We start from the raw sequence: 13,908 nt of genomic DNA on the forward strand, positions 1-13,908 counted from the left end.
CCAAATCCTCGAAACAGTCGCCAGAGCGAAACAAGCGTTAGAGTCACAACACTAGTGGGAAAGCGAATAGCGGGTCCCCGATGGCTCCGAAGTAGCCAATCCGGCAGCTTCGAGCCGAGCTATCGCTGAAAGTTGGTGACGGCGGGAATCGGGAAGGCGGCATATCGTGGGGGTGCTTGACGCCTCCACTTCTCCACCGAAGGAGCGATATGCCGTGTCCAAGGATAACATCATCAAGCTGATTCAGCCAGGAAACGTCGACGACCAACTCACGGAAATCTTGCGCAATGGGGCGCGTGCTCTGCTGGCCCAGGCGGTCGAGGCCGAGGTCGCAGACTTTTTCGGCAAGCATGCCGATTTGAAGACCGCGGACGGCCACGAGCGCGTCGTCCGCCACGGTCACCTGCCGGAGCGCGAGGTGATGACCGGCATCGGTCTGGTCGCCGTCCGCCAGCCGCGTGTTCGCGATCGCGAGGCGGACGCCGCCGATCCCGAGCGCATCCGGTTCTCTCGTCGATCCTGCCGCCCTACATGCGCCGCTCGAAATCGATCGAGACGTTGCTTCCGATCCTTTACCTGAAGGGGATCTCCACCGGCGACTTCTCCGAGGCTCTGGCGGCGCTGCTCGGCAAGGATGCCGCCGGGTTGTCGGCATCCGCCATCGGCCGCCTGACGGACGGTTGGCTCGACGAACACACCGCGTGGCAGAAGCGCGATCTGTCGGCCACGCGTTACGTCTACATCTGGGCCGATGGCATCCATCTCCAGGCGCGCCTCGAAGACGAGAAGCAGTGCATCCTGGTGCTGATCGGCGCGACGCCGGAGGGCCGCAAGGAACTGGTCGGCTTCACCGATCGGCGCCCGTGAGAGCGCGCACGACTGGCGCGATCTGCTGCTCGATCTGAAGCGGCGCGGGCTCGAGGCGTCGCCGCGGCTTACCATCGCTGACGGCGCGCTCGGGTTCTGGAAGGCCGCCGGCGAGGTCTGGCCGAAAACGCGCGAGCAGCGTTGCTGGGTGCACAAGAGCGCGAACGTGCTCGCCAAATTGCCGAAGAGCCAGCAGCCCAAAGCCAAACGCGCGTTGCAGGAGATCTGGATGGCTGAAACCAAGGCCGCCGCCGAACTGGCGTTCGACGCGTTCGTGGAGAGCTACGCGCTGAAATACGCGAAGGCGGCGGACTGCCTGAGCCAGGATCGAGACGCGCTACTGGCGTTCTACGACTGTCCGGCCGAGCATTGGAAACACCTGGGACGACCAATCCCATTGAAAGCACCTTCGCCACCGTGCGCCACCGCACGATCCGATCGAAGGGCTGCCTGTCCAACAGGACCGCGCTCGCAATGGTCTTCAAACTGCTCGAGGGCGCACAGAAAAGCTGGCGACGGCTCGACGGACACAACCAGTTGCCAAAACTCGTTCTCGGTGTGACATTCAACGACGGGATCGAGGTCATCGCCAAGCCGACTGACCGTCAGCCCATAACCGCCGCCGCCTGACCGGCCCGGCCGTCACCAAAATTTGGCGATAGCTCTTGCCCCATTATTGCTAGTGCTTGGAGGAGTCGCTGAAATAGCGAATGTAGGAGGCTCTAGTCACGAGCAGTCCCACTTTGCGGGCAGCCTTCGCGAATCGTTTGAACTCTTTCTTTTCGGCCTTTTTCAGCTTCAGTTTTTGCCACTTGGCCAGCTTTCCCGTTCGGTCCCCCAACGCCCGACATGACTATTTTTCAAGCGTGACCGATATTCGCCGGCGTGGACCGCTTGTGAGACAGCACCATCACTTAGTGCACGACGCGGCAAATGTCGCTCCCGTAAACTGTAGTTGCACCCTGAAATATTTTATCAACCGGAGCGTCCGGACATTTTGTGTGAGTAACGCCCGCCCGGTCAAGAGGTCATCGCTTTCGGTTCTCGTTGCAGAGTGACGCTGTGTCCGCATGAGCGGAGGTCGCGGAAGGGGCACAGCCCAAATTGGTCGTCTTGGCGGTGGCTGGCGCTCCTCTCGGAATGGTCGGCGCTCTCTCCTTCTCGCGTGCTGCGGCCAAATTCGATTGGACCTCTTGTTTACCTTGAATGGTACCGTTGCTGCCCCAACCGAGATCGGTACTACGCCGTGGGGGATGCGGCGGATTTTTCCAATCCTCGGAGGCCGATTCGAGGGACCGAAGCTCCGCGGCCGCCTGTTGGCCGGAGGAACGGACTATATGCTGGGCCGAGGTGACTCGGTGCTGATTCCCGACGTCCGTGCGACTCTCGAAACGGTCGATGGTCATTTGATATTGATGAACTACAGCGGCTATCGCCACGGCCCTGCTGAGGTGATGGATCGGCTGGCCCGCGGCGACGCTGTCGACCCATCGGAGTACTATTTCCGCATCGCGCCCCGGTTTGAGACCGGCTCGCAGAAATATGCTTGGCTGAATCGAACGTTGGCTGTCGGCACGGGTCACCGGCTACCTGCAGGTCCAACGTATGACATCTACGAGGTTCTGTGAGTAACCATGCCAGACCTCGCCCCTCCTACCAGTCATCGCGATCTCAGCTCGCTTCGTGTCCATGAGTCCGATCAGCGGGGTCTCCTTTTGATTCTTGTAATGCGACACCGATGAATTTCCGATGCCCGGCCGGTTTCACGGGATGAGACCGGCATTTCGCCGGGCGACGAAAACTCAGAGGAGACCGCTATGAATATCGCAAATAAGAGTGTTTTGATCACTGGCGCTAACCACCGCATCGGGAGGGCGCTCGTTGATGACGCGGTTCGGCGTGGAGCAAGCCAGGTTTAAGCGGCTGCGCGCGGCCAGTTCCAGCATCCCGACAAGCGTGTGACGCCGCTGGTGCTTGATGTCACCGATGCGCGACAGATTGCGCGCGCAGCCGGCGCGATCCGAAGCCTCGACGTCCTCATCAACAATGCCGGCATCGCGATCTACGACGATCTCGGCGATCCCGAAATTATCGAGCAGCATCTGGCTGTGAACCTGTTCGGAACGCTCAAGGTGACGCGTGCGTTCCTGCCGCAGCTTGCCCGCGCCGAAGGCGCCATCGTCAACAACCTCTCACTGGCCGCGATTGCTTCGCTGCCCATGATCCCCGCTTACTCGATTTCGAAAGCGGCCTCCTCCAATATGACGCAATCGATGCGAGCGCTCCTTAAAGGCCAGGGCGTGACGGTCCACGGCGTTTTCTTAGGCCCCATCGACACCGACATGAACCGCGGCCTTGAAATTCCAAAGGCCCCGGTGGCAGTCGCCGCGCAAGGCATCTTCGACGGGTTGGAGAAAGGCGAGGAGGACATCTTCCCCGATCCCGCTTCGCTTTCTGCTGCCGAAGGCTGGCGCGCCGGCATCACCAAGGGGTTGGAGAAGGAATTCGCCGCCTTCGTGCCGCCGGTCGCGAGCTGACAGCGTCAGTCTCACAGCACCACCCTCCGCCAAGAAGCCGCAAGGGGGAGGGAGCGCAAATTAGTTGGTATCATTTCCACGAAGAAACTCCGCTCACCGACAAAAATCGCGCCTATGCACCGGTGAATTGCCGACCTCTCCCCGGTTTCACTCATGAGGGCTGGATCCTTGGCTCACACCAACACAGGAGGACAACATGCATTCTTTGACAGGCAAGACTATGGCCGTGGTCGGCGGCAGCCGCGGCGTCGGGCGAAAAATTGTGGAGGCCGGCATCCTCAATGGTGCACGCGTGCTTGCGGTCGCGCGCGATCAGGCAGGGCTGACGCAATTGGCCGAGAATATTCCGGGCATCGAAATCAAGGCACTTGATGCGACTGACGAAGCCGCTCCCGCAAGCGTGTTCAGCGTGTTCAAGCCCGACGTCCTTGTGATCGCCGCTGGCGCGTTTCCCCCCGCCGCGCGGCTTCATGAGCAGAGCTGGCAACAGTTCGCGGTCAATTGGGAGAGCGGCGTCAAGATCGCGTTTCACTTTCTCAGGGCCGCGCTGTCGACGCCGCTGGCCCCAGGCAGTACGGTGGTGCTGATCTCATCCGGCGCGGCACTGGCGGGCTCGCCGAACTCCGGCGGCTATGCCGGAGCGAAACGCACCCAGCTCTTCATGGCCAATTACAGCCAGAAGGAATCCGACCGCCTGGGGCTGGACCTGCGCTTCCTCGCGCTCGCGCCGCGCATGATGCCGGACACTGATCTCGGCCAGCACGCAATAGCCGGCTATTCCCGCTATCTCGGCATTTCCACCTCCGACTTCATCAAGAGCATAGCGGCGCCGCCGACCTCGTCTGATGTGGCAGCGGCTGTCATTGACCTCGCAACCAGGCCAAACCGGCCGAAGGAAAGCGTGTTCGTGGTCACGGGAACGGATCTTCAGGCGGTAGCGGCCTAATTGGCCTTGAACAAGACGATTGGAAGTCCAAAATACGGGTTGTCATGACAGCGGCGGAGCCACCTCGCGAAGGCAAATCGTTGGACCGTTCAAGCCAGGCGTTTGAACGGCTCGCCGAACCGCTCCGCCGCGAGATCAAGGTGCATTGCTACCGCATTCTCGGCTCGCTGCACGACGCGGAAGATCTTGTGCAGGAAACCTTTTTGCGGGCGTGGCGCAGCTTTGAGAGCTTTGACGGCGGAAATTTTCGGGCTTGGCTCTATAAGATCGCCACCAATTCCTGCCTCAATGCGCTCGAGAGTCGCAAGCTCGCCGCGGCTGCTGCCCGACCAGCAATTCCCCGCGTCCGCGGAGTTGCCGAACGGCCGGCCTGCCGCAGACGTGGTGTGGCTAGAGCCTTACCCGGACTCTCATCTCGAAGGCATTGTCGACGACGCGCCGACGCCGGAGGCGCGGTATAGCTCGCGCGAGGCGGTAAAGCTTGCCTTTGTTGCAACCATTCAGGGACTGCCGCCGCGTCAGCGCGCGGTGCTGCTGCTGTGCGATGTGCTTGGCTGGACATCGAATGAAGCGGCAACCCTGCTTGGTGGCTCGACGGCCTCGATCAACAGCGCGTTGCAGCGGGCGCGCGAGACGTTGAGTAAACGTTATCCCGACGGCCGGCCGCAGGTCGCGCCGAAGCCGGATGCGTCAGGACGCGACCTCACCGTGGGTGGCACATTCGATCCAGGTGCTCACGTTGGAACACGATGTAATCTCCAGGCTCACTTTGTTTTACCGGCCTGACGGGCCGCGCCTCTTCAGTGCGTTCGGGTTTCCGCTGATCCTTTGAGCGACGTAATCTTATCGTTGTTGGGCACGTATTCATTGTTATTGGGATATCTCTTCGTCTTCTTGATTGGGAAGCTTTGTAGGTGGTCCTCGTAGGTGGTCTTGATCATCGCATCGCTGACGGAGTGTCTGGCGTAGACCGACCCTCGGCCGCCGCGATAACGGTGATTTCGATCGGGAATGCCCATACATCCGGCCGTCGCGAGCCCGCTTGTGCTCGGTGCCGCCGTTGGGGTCGGCATCTCATCGGCAGTCATGTGCGCGCCAGTGCGATTTGATGCGATCGATGCTCGGCAGCTCTTGTGTCGGCTCTTTCCAATGTCAATCGTCGCGTAACGGAGGGGGAAAATTTCCAGGTCAGACCTTGCCGGTCCCGCAAGGGGGGCACGCATCAATCCGCGGATGCAGCCGTTCCTCAAGCAAGCCCAGATGCCGGTCCGCAAGGCGGGTGCGATCCCCGGCGGATAGGCGCGGGAGCGCGATTGGGCGGCGGCCCGGAAGGAGGCAGGACGGGCCGGTTCAATGCGCGCCGCCGGGCGAAGGTCGTCACCTCGCTTTCGCGGCAGGGCGGTGGGTGGCAGAGAGATTCCGTAGGTCTTTCAGCGCGCGGCGCGTGGTGGTCAAGGCGAATGTCGTTCGGCTTAATCCGCAGCAGCGGGGCGGGCGAGCTCGGAAGATGCGCGGGACGATGAAGCAGGGCCTCGGATGCCCGCTCTTTCGAACGGGACGGGGTCGCCCGGTACGGTGGACGGGGCAAGGCCTATTCGGCTCTCGAGACCCAGGCCGACGGCAAGGCCTTGATGGAGCGCGGCCGAGAAGATCGCCATCAGTTTCGCTTCATCGTCGCGCCCGTGGATGCAGCCGAAATGGCAGATCTCCGCGGCTTCCGAGACCTCATGCGCCAAATGAAGTTGTATCCTCAACATCGCCGGCGACTATATCGCCCTTGGCATCCGCCACCGTGCGAGCGAGCTGGTTACCCGGGAACTGGGCCACCAGAGCGAGATCGCGCTCAACTAAGCTGCAGAACGAGGTCGAGGCCGAGCGCCTGACCCGGCTCGACAAATGCTCCTGAGCGAACAGCAGGAGCAGGGGTGATCGACCTGCGACCAGGGGAAGACCGATGAAGAGCACCCTGGCGCGGCCTTTGGTCGGGCCAAGGCTGGAGGCCAGCTCGGACGCGGTGACCACGCCGCGCTGGATCCTTTTAGTGATGCTGACTTTGTCGCCAGCGCGCGTTGAACTCTGCATGCGGCGCTGAACCTCCTGCTACCTGATCAGACGGCTGATATCGTCGGCCTCGGGCGCAACGCTGGTGTTGATGCGGTAATGATCTTGGTACCGGTCGTTCCGAACCAGGACTTTGCCTGGTCCTGGCCGCGGTAGTCCGCCCGGATTTGGGCTGCATCCTGCCCTCCGATCACGACGGCGATACTGTTGGAGCGGCTCAGCTCGATGAATGACTGCTGGATCGGCCGCAGCTGTGGGAATCATCAACTACATCCGCCTGCTCGAACAGAAAGCGACCGTTACATCACACTGGAAACCAACGCCCCGCGCAATCATCCCCGCGGGCAGGCTGACCAATCCACCCATGCTGGCAAAATGCGGTGAACTCCGCTCAGCTTGTGCAATACGAGAGGACACGAGCCCGACGTTCCCGACATCAGCGGGCGATCGTGCAAACATCTACGTGTTAGCTGGGCTCTACTCGTCCGGCTGAATCCTTCTCTGCTGGGGCGCTTCGTCTGGCTCGAGCAGCATATCGATGCCTACGTCGAAGCATATAACCTCCGAGCTGAGCCCTTCGTCTGGCCAAGAAAAAAGTCCGTCAACGCCGCTTCAAAGACCAGCGTATCACTCGGCTATGATTCCGGGTACTAGTTGGCGTCCAACGAAAATTCTTGAGCGAAATCTCGCTTAGCAATGACTCAATGGCGGATTCATTCGATCATAGAGACAGTGTGCTCGCGAGCCGAGTGTTTGATGGACGACTTCCTTTTGTCAAACTTCTGCTACCACCCCGGGAGAGAAGGGTCCTCCGGTGCCGTGTTAATGGAGCGAACCTCTTCAAACACTGCTCGACGCTCGGGCGATACCGTCACCGCAATCGCAGCCAGAAGTCGCATAACAGCCTCGCGTTCCAGCACAAGAATCGTCATCCACATCACGTCCGATTCGACTTTTAAATCCTGCGCCAGGAGCCAAAGTCAATACTTCCGCTAGAATCCGTGGCTTATTGCGATCTTCGCCGCGATACCGCGGGATGCCGCCGTCAGTCCGTAGCCGAGCCCGAGATTGACAACCGAATCGGCGACCTTGAAGTCAGTGATGGCATAGACGATGTGTGATTGCTGATTGAGCGGCCCGAAGTTTCCGATCTGCCCGGGGACGCCGGAGTATTCGACGCCGACGTCGAATCCCCCGCCGAAGCTGCGCGTCAAGCGCGCCGCTGCCGCCAGGCTGGTGATGGTGTTTGCGCCTATCCCGGTTACGACCGTCGGACTCAGAATCAACTGATAGGCCTGGTAGTTGAAGCCCACGATCGGCGCGAGGCCGACTGCAAATCTCGTATTGGTCATGGCAAGGGGTGGAAACTCGGCTCCGGGCGCCGTGTAGGCCAGGTGAGCCGTCAGTCCGAAAAATACGGTGCGCGCGCCTGCGTCCGGCATCAGGACAGTGTTGCTCAACCGAATGCCGTTCCAAGCAGGCGAACCATCCGCGCCTCCCGACAACGACGCCGAAGCCGCGAGTGCGAGCTGATACCAGTCGGTTACTCGGTAGTCGATTTCCGTTTCCGAGAGATTGGCGCGGCTCGCCGCCGCCGCGCCAGTGACGACGGGCGCTGCGGGCAGGGAGTTCACGGTCTCGCGGATCGTGAATCGACTGAGGTCTGCTTGTGATTGCTCGTCCGCTCCGGCCGGCAGCGCCGTTGCGGCCGACTCCGCCATCAGAGCGAGCGCGAAGCAAGCGGCTTGCGCAATGTGGCGGAAGCTGGCCGAAGCCGGCAAACGCGGATCCGACGTGTTCCGCGGGTGCTGCGGGGTGCCGTGCCCGCGAGCCTCGCCGATCATGCCTCCAGAGCGGGCGCAGACCGCGTGGCGGGAATCGCCAGCAGCGCGCTCACCAAGACAGCATCTCATTCGTGTCCCCCCTGAGGTTACGGCCAGCCCTGCGCCATATTTTCAGTCGCGTCAGACTAGAGATCGACGCCGAGCCGACGGAGAAACGGCGTGGGCTTTTACAGGCAGTCGAAAACTTGCAGGGAAGACCAACGCAGCCAGCGGTCGGCTCTGCCCGTAAGAGCCGACCGTTTGGCGACGATGACGCTAAATCGCTGGTACCCTATTGCGCGGCCTTGGCGGCCTCCTGTGCCATCGCGAGTTCGTTGTCCGCCGTGCCGTCGGCCGCCCGTGCCGCCCTCACGTTGGCGTCGGCGGTCTTGTCAGCGGCCAGCGCCGCCTTCAGCGTGGCATCCGTGGCCTTGTCGGCGGCAGTGGTCGCAGCCTTCACCGCCGCCATGTTCGCCGCAGTCGGGTTCTTCTTTTCGGCAGCCAGCGCAGCCTTCAGGTTGGCTGCGGCCTTTATCTCCGCGGCCAGCGCGGCCTTCACGGCGGCGTCATCGGTCTTGTCGACGGCTTGCGCAGCCTTCAGCTTGACGTCGTCAGTCTTGTCGGCGGCTTGCGCCGCTTTCAGCTTGGCTTCCGCGGCCTGTCCGGTATCAGAGGTCTTTGCTGCCGTGTTCGTCGCGTTAGGGTTCTTGGCCACCGCCGCCGCAACATCGGCTTTGCCGTCAGTCATCTGCGCCGCCCTCACCGCGGCGTCCGCTTTCCTATCGGCCGCCTGTGCCGCCTTCACGTTGGCGTCGGCGGTCTTGTCGGCAGCCAGCGCCGCCTTCAACTTGGCCTCCGCGGCGTTGTCGGCAGCGGTCGCGGCCTTCACTGCGGCCATGTTCGCCGCACTCGGGGTCTTCTTTTCGGCGGCCTGCGCAGCCTTCAGGTTGGCTGCGGCCTTTATCTCCGCGGCCAGCGCGGCCTTCACGGCGGCGTCATCGGTCTTGTCGACGCTTGCGCAGCCTTCAGCTTGACGTCGTCAGTCTTGTCGACGGCTTGCGCCGCCTTCAAATTGGCGCCGGCCGTTCTGTCGATAACCCGTGCCGCTGCGAGCCCGCTCGGTGCGTGGCTGGACGCCGCGGGTGCCGGGGCGCCGGCGTTGTTGACCACTGCCGGCATCGCCACCGGCCTTGCTGCGATCGCAACCGGTGCTTGCGGCATCATTGCCACATGAGGCGCGATCATCGGCAGCGCCGGCATCGCCCCCAAGTGTGCGGCAGATGCTGGTGTGCTCAACGTTGCAACGCCGAACAGTGTAGGTGCTAGGGCCAGCACTGTGCCGCTGGTGATGAGGCGACTCATCCGACTCTCCTTCGCGTTCCCAGGTCATGCGCCGACCATCAGCTCGGCGTCGGCGGAGATATTCAGAAATAGTCTTGTCATCCACATGGCCCAACCGCGTGCTGGATCGTAAAAAAACTTGACGCGCGTGCCCTACCTTGAGTCACATTGTGAAAGTGTCCCAGATCGAAACGACAATCAGGCTTTTGCCCGGCGCGGTGGAACTGCTGCAGCACTCGTCCGCATCGGTTCGTCGCGCCCCAGCCCTCCGATGTCGTTTCTATTTCAACATGCAGGGCTGGCGCTCAAAACGAGAGATCGTAGTAGTTCTGCCGGAGACGAGTGCTCCTATAGCGCTTCCCAGTTGTGTGCTTTTTCGAGCAGCTTGTGCCGACGCCCGTAAGGCAGCGCGTGTTCGGGATTGCGCTCGGTTACGAGGACATCAACGATTACGACGAAACTGCGGTACGATCCGGTGATGGCCGTGCTGGCGGGCAGCTGCAACCAAGGCGAGCGAATTGCGATTCGATGACGGGCACCTCTAACCCGTCTCGAGCTAACTAAATCGGGATGTCACAAGATCGCGCACCATCCAGCAGCCATCGGGAACGCCGTTCGTCACGTTGTTCCTGGAGGCGCACCGGACGGAGCCAAGGGGAGAGCATCCTCGATCTCGACACGACCGACGATCTGCGACATGGGCAGCAGCAAAGGCGGTTATTTCACGCTTATCTGCTACCACACATTTTTCTGTGGCCATCATCTGCTGGCGGCGAAGCCGCGGCCTATCGACATCGATGCCGGAGAGGATCCAATCGAGGAGATTGCCCGGATTGTGGCACAGATCCGACAGCGCGGCCGCACACGCGTCTCCTTCTGTGCGCCGACTGGGCGTTTTGCACGCGATGCGCTGATGAGTTGGTGTAAGGCCAATGAGGTCGGCTTCATCTTCGGATCTGTCAAGAACGTCCTCTTGTGCGCGCGAGCTAGGCCGAGTTCGTCGAAGCCCGCGAATGCGGAGCCTGCAGTGGCTGAGCATCCTCATTCCCAGTCTTCTGGATATGCGAACTTCCAGGCCGCGGAGACGGCAATCGCTTTGCACGTGATCGCCGTAGTTCTACGGGCGGTAACGTTAGTAGTGCGTAGAGTGATTCGAAGCAAATCTCAGTAGCATGACGCGGATCGTTGCTCTCGTTTTCAAACCGTCATCTTCGGAGTTGGCAATGCGATTCCTTGGTCGCTTTCGTATTCTGACCAAAATTCTCGCGATCGTCTTTCTGTTGAGCTGCGTCGCTGGGATCATGGCCTATCTCGGCATTTCGGCGCTCGGCGATCTGAGCGCGAAGGCCGACGCCATGGCTGCGGCAGCCGACCGCGCACTTTTGGCAGCGCGCGCCAATCAGAACGTCCTTGCTTTGAACCGCGCAGAGTTTCGCAGCGCCCTCGATCCACGCGACGAGAATCGCCTGGCCGCACGCGAGGTGATCGAGATCCAGCTCAAGCAGTATCAGGAGCGCTTCGAAGAGGTCAGCAAGACACCGGACGAGATGGCCCAAGCTCTGCTTCCCCATGCGAGCGAGGCGTTTGCCGCCTACAAGGCTCAGATGGGCGCGACCCTTGCGGCGATCGATGCAGAGAAATCTTCAAAGTTGACCGAGAGCGCCGAGAAGTTGCGCGAGATTGTCATGAAGAGCCGTGCGGCGGCGGAGAATCTGCAGGCTACGATCCGCGCCGTGGCTGATCGCCTGGATGCCAGGGTCGAGGAAAAGAGCAAGGAAGCTCGCGAGCAGTACGAAGCGACCTCACGATTGTTGCTGATCGTGGCCATATCCGGGGTCATTTTCGGCGGCGTGCTTGGCTTCATCATCGGGCAGTTCGGGGTGGCCAAGCCGATCCGGTCGATCGTCGACCTGCTGCAGCGGCTGGCCATGGGCAACTACGATGTCGAGGTTCACAGTGCCGACCGCGCAGACGAGGTGGGAGACGTTGCCCAGGCGGCGGTCGTCTTCAAGGAAAACGGCTTGGCCAAGATCCGCATGGAGGCCGAGCAGAAGGAGACGGAGAAGCGCGCCGCCGCGCAGCGCCGAGCCGACATGCTGCAGCTTGCCGACCGCTTTGAGCGCGCTGTGGGCGAGATCATCGACACCGTCTCGTCCGCCTCTACCGAGCTCGAAGCCTCCGCGAGCACGCTGACGTCGACCGCGGCGCACGGCCAGACGCTTGCAACTACCGTCGCAGTCGCATCGGAGGAGGCCTCCACCAACGTGCAGTCGGTGGCCTCTGCGACGGAACAACTGTCCTCGTCAGTCAACGAGATCAGCCGGCAAGTGCAGGAATCCGCGCGCATGGCAAACGAAGCGGTCGATCAGGCGCGCCGCACCAACGATCGCGTCAGCGAACTGTCCAAAGCCGCAAGCCGTATTGGCGATGTGGTCGAGCTGATCAACACGATCGCCGGCCAGACCAACCTGCTGGCACTGAATGCGACCATCGAAGCGGCGCGCGCTGGCGAAGCGGGTCGCGGCTTTGCCGTAGTCGCCTCCGAGGTCAAGGCGCTTGCCGAGCAGACGGCGAAAGCTACCGGCGAGATCGGCCAGCAGATCGCTGGCATCCAGGCGGCGACCCAGGAATCGGTCGGAGCAATCAGGGAAATTTCTGGCACCATCGAAAAGCTGTCGGAAATCTCCTCGACCATTGCGGCCGCGGTGGAAGAGCAGGGAGCAGCGACACAGGAAATCTCCCGCAACGTGCAGCAGGCCGCGCAAGGCACGCAACAGGTCTCGGCCAACATCACCGATGTGCAGCGGGGCGCGACCGAAACCGGTTCGGCCTCCTCGCAGGTGCTCTCGGCGGCGCAGTCACTCTCCGGCGACAGCAACCGGCTGAAACTCGAGGTCGACAAGTTCCTTAATACGGTCCGCGCGGCGTAGTTGGGCGTCACGGCGCCGCCGATGCGAAGGAAACGTCCGAGGGCACGCAGATTTGAGATAGCTGAGATGACGAGGTGGGTCGGTTTCGTTCCAATGTTCGCGGGGGTAGTAGCCTTTGCCACCCCCCGACTGAATTTCGGTCTGTCTGAAAGCGTCAGCATTCCAACTCTGCCATCCGACATACTTGGCTGCATGCTGATCTTGGCGGGGCTGGCGAAGGGAATGTACTGGATTTCCACGGAACCGAATCCACTTCACATGACGCCCGCTCGATTTAATATTTTGGCCTTTTTCGCCGTGCAGCGTTATGCAAATGGCCCGAACGTTGTTACAAGCCACCACGGCCTAAGATTAACTCAGTGCAGAAAACCGCCAGCTGAAACTGCCTTAGCCTCTCACTCTCCTCTCTTTTTCGAGAGCCTCCAAAAAGCGCTCCAGCGCTATCTTCCCAGCGTGATCTGCCTCGGTTTTTGACTCGTAGCCGCGTTCGCTCACCTTGACGCCCATCGGCTCGCGGGTTCGCCGAAGTTCCCAGGCCCAAGGGAGGGGACTATCATCAGCTTTGAAACAGGCTATGTAATACGTTGGCCTCTTTGCCATTCGCCAGTTTAAGCCCGCACCAAGATTTAAGCCACTACGAAACGGTTCATCCGGCGTCTGGATTCGCCAGTCAGGCATAGGCAATGAGGAGCAGCACGACGAGTAGGGCGAGAGGCCAAACAAGCGAGAGAGCAAACCAGGAGTTGTCGCGCATCAGGGGTTCAGAGACTCGAACGAAATGACACAAAGATCGACGCCACAGCCGGGCATAGCGGCAACCGACAGCGGCGCGACACGCCTTCGTGGCTTGGAATGACATGCATATTGCGGGCCAGATCAAACCTCCGTCGGCCCGTCGCAAACCGACGGATGCCGAACGCGCGTGAATGGCATAGGCTGCACGAGAATTCGCAAGCGAAGACTGAGGCCGCCCCGGCCTCTTCCTCTTATGGTGACAAACGCGCCGCCAAAGTCCGCGGGGGGTGGAGGGGCCGCCTCACCTCGATCGGCCACCCGACATAACGTCTAGTGCGAATTTCTAGGCACAGCCTCAAACCCTAGCGGCTTGCCGACCCTTACCTTGGCGGCGCATTCTTCCCCCATGATCACGAAATCGCGAGACCGGATTTACGTCAGCTCGATCGGGGATCTCCGAGCAACGCGCGGCGGGGCACGGAAAGAAGCCGACAGGCGCTTGCGACGCCTAGAATAAGCGTAACCGGCATGAGCTTCCACGTCTGCAGCATCAGCGCGCGCGAGGGTAACGGGTCGGCATCCAGTACTGGCGTATGGCCTCGACGACGTCCGGAATGTCGGCATGGGCGTTGCGCAGGAATTCCTCGGTCTGGCGACCTGCCCTGGTG

At 61.4% G+C, this 13,908-nt stretch carries 14 protein-coding genes and 2 pseudogenes; 10 read left to right on the forward strand and 6 right to left on the reverse strand.

Annotation, left to right across the window (positions count from 1 at the left end; translation table 11 throughout):
- Positions 1-214: 214 nt before the first annotated feature.
- Both JOZ76_RS31825 and JOZ76_RS31830 read left to right on the forward strand, forming a co-directional pair.
- Positions 215-1,497 (forward strand): annotated as a pseudogene (locus tag JOZ76_RS31825) (IS256 family transposase).
- A 440-nt stretch (positions 1,498-1,937) separates the two neighbouring features.
- Positions 1,938-2,495 carry a DUF3237 domain-containing protein gene (locus JOZ76_RS31830; RefSeq protein WP_291705359.1) on the forward strand — a complete coding sequence of 186 codons (558 nt, stop codon included), beginning with the start codon at positions 1,938-1,940 and terminating at the stop codon, positions 2,493-2,495.
- A 174-nt stretch (positions 2,496-2,669) separates the two neighbouring features.
- Here the strand turns inward: JOZ76_RS31830 and JOZ76_RS31835 are convergent, their stop codons facing one another.
- Positions 2,670-2,969: a hypothetical protein gene (locus tag JOZ76_RS31835; protein ID WP_291705387.1), complete on the reverse strand. Its 300-nt coding sequence runs from the start codon at positions 2,967-2,969 to the stop codon at positions 2,670-2,672.
- Here JOZ76_RS31835 and JOZ76_RS31840 point away from each other — a divergent pair.
- The 4 genes from JOZ76_RS31840 (at position 2,865) to JOZ76_RS31855 (ending at position 5,136) form a co-directional block, all read left to right on the forward strand.
- Positions 2,865-3,404, forward strand: coding sequence for an SDR family NAD(P)-dependent oxidoreductase (locus JOZ76_RS31840; protein ID WP_291705385.1), 540 nt, complete (start codon positions 2,865-2,867; stop codon positions 3,402-3,404). The two genes, JOZ76_RS31835 and JOZ76_RS31840, sit on opposite strands and share 105 nt — an antisense overlap.
- 196 nt (positions 3,405-3,600) lie before the next feature.
- Positions 3,601-4,350 carry an SDR family oxidoreductase gene (locus tag JOZ76_RS31845; RefSeq protein ID WP_291705360.1) on the forward strand — a complete coding sequence of 250 codons (750 nt, stop codon included), beginning with the start codon at positions 3,601-3,603 and terminating at the stop codon, positions 4,348-4,350.
- 44 nt (positions 4,351-4,394) lie between these two features.
- Positions 4,395-4,811, forward strand: coding sequence for a sigma-70 family RNA polymerase sigma factor (locus JOZ76_RS31850; protein ID WP_291705361.1), 417 nt, complete (start codon positions 4,395-4,397; stop codon positions 4,809-4,811).
- A gap of 67 nt (positions 4,812-4,878) precedes the next feature.
- The gene (locus JOZ76_RS31855; RefSeq protein ID WP_291705362.1) at positions 4,879-5,136 is read left to right on the forward strand and encodes a sigma factor-like helix-turn-helix DNA-binding protein; all 258 of its coding nucleotides are present in this window, start codon (positions 4,879-4,881) and stop codon (positions 5,134-5,136) included.
- A 939-nt stretch (positions 5,137-6,075) separates the two neighbouring features.
- Here the strand turns inward: JOZ76_RS31855 and JOZ76_RS31860 are convergent.
- Both JOZ76_RS31860 and JOZ76_RS31865 read right to left on the reverse strand, forming a co-directional pair.
- Positions 6,076-6,432, reverse strand: coding sequence for a hypothetical protein (locus tag JOZ76_RS31860; RefSeq protein WP_291705363.1), 357 nt, complete (start codon positions 6,430-6,432; stop codon positions 6,076-6,078).
- Between the two features lie 26 nt (positions 6,433-6,458).
- The gene (locus JOZ76_RS31865; RefSeq protein ID WP_291705364.1) at positions 6,459-6,605 is read right to left on the reverse strand and encodes a type IV secretion system DNA-binding domain-containing protein; all 147 of its coding nucleotides are present in this window, start codon (positions 6,603-6,605) and stop codon (positions 6,459-6,461) included.
- Positions 6,606-6,933: 328 nt separating this feature from the next.
- On the opposite strand from JOZ76_RS31865, the pseudogene JOZ76_RS31870 reads away from it, so the two are divergent.
- Positions 6,934-7,052, forward strand: a pseudogene (locus JOZ76_RS31870) (IS630 family transposase); the annotation flags it as partial.
- Positions 7,053-7,403: 351 nt separating this feature from the next.
- Here JOZ76_RS31870 and JOZ76_RS31875 read toward each other — a convergent pair.
- From JOZ76_RS31875 to JOZ76_RS31885, 3 genes are all read right to left on the reverse strand, one after another.
- Positions 7,404-8,192 carry a hypothetical protein gene (locus JOZ76_RS31875; protein WP_291705365.1) on the reverse strand — a complete coding sequence of 263 codons (789 nt, stop codon included), beginning with the start codon at positions 8,190-8,192 and terminating at the stop codon, positions 7,404-7,406.
- A 334-nt stretch (positions 8,193-8,526) separates the two neighbouring features.
- Positions 8,527-9,222, reverse strand: coding sequence for a hypothetical protein (locus JOZ76_RS31880; protein ID WP_291705366.1), 696 nt, complete (start codon positions 9,220-9,222; stop codon positions 8,527-8,529).
- Positions 9,219-9,596, reverse strand: coding sequence for a hypothetical protein (locus tag JOZ76_RS31885; RefSeq protein ID WP_291705367.1), 378 nt, complete (start codon positions 9,594-9,596; stop codon positions 9,219-9,221). Before JOZ76_RS31885 ends, JOZ76_RS31880 begins: the two co-directional genes overlap by 4 nt.
- A gap of 676 nt (positions 9,597-10,272) precedes the next feature.
- Between JOZ76_RS31885 and JOZ76_RS31890 the strand changes: the two genes are divergently transcribed.
- From JOZ76_RS31890 to JOZ76_RS31900, 3 genes are all read left to right on the forward strand, one after another.
- Positions 10,273-10,746 carry a transposase gene (locus JOZ76_RS31890; protein WP_291705368.1) on the forward strand — a complete coding sequence of 158 codons (474 nt, stop codon included), beginning with the start codon at positions 10,273-10,275 and terminating at the stop codon, positions 10,744-10,746.
- A 52-nt stretch (positions 10,747-10,798) separates the two neighbouring features.
- Positions 10,799-12,505 carry a methyl-accepting chemotaxis protein gene (locus JOZ76_RS31895; RefSeq protein ID WP_291705369.1) on the forward strand — a complete coding sequence of 569 codons (1,707 nt, stop codon included), beginning with the start codon at positions 10,799-10,801 and terminating at the stop codon, positions 12,503-12,505.
- Between the two features lie 66 nt (positions 12,506-12,571).
- Positions 12,572-12,979, forward strand: a complete 408-nt coding sequence (locus JOZ76_RS31900; protein WP_291705370.1) for a hypothetical protein — start codon at positions 12,572-12,574, stop codon at positions 12,977-12,979.
- Positions 12,980-13,908: the final 929 nt, after the last annotated feature.

Origin of the sequence: Bradyrhizobium sp. (assembly GCF_019244115.1) — a bacterium.
Taxonomy (GTDB): domain Bacteria; phylum Pseudomonadota; class Alphaproteobacteria; order Rhizobiales; family Xanthobacteraceae; genus Bradyrhizobium.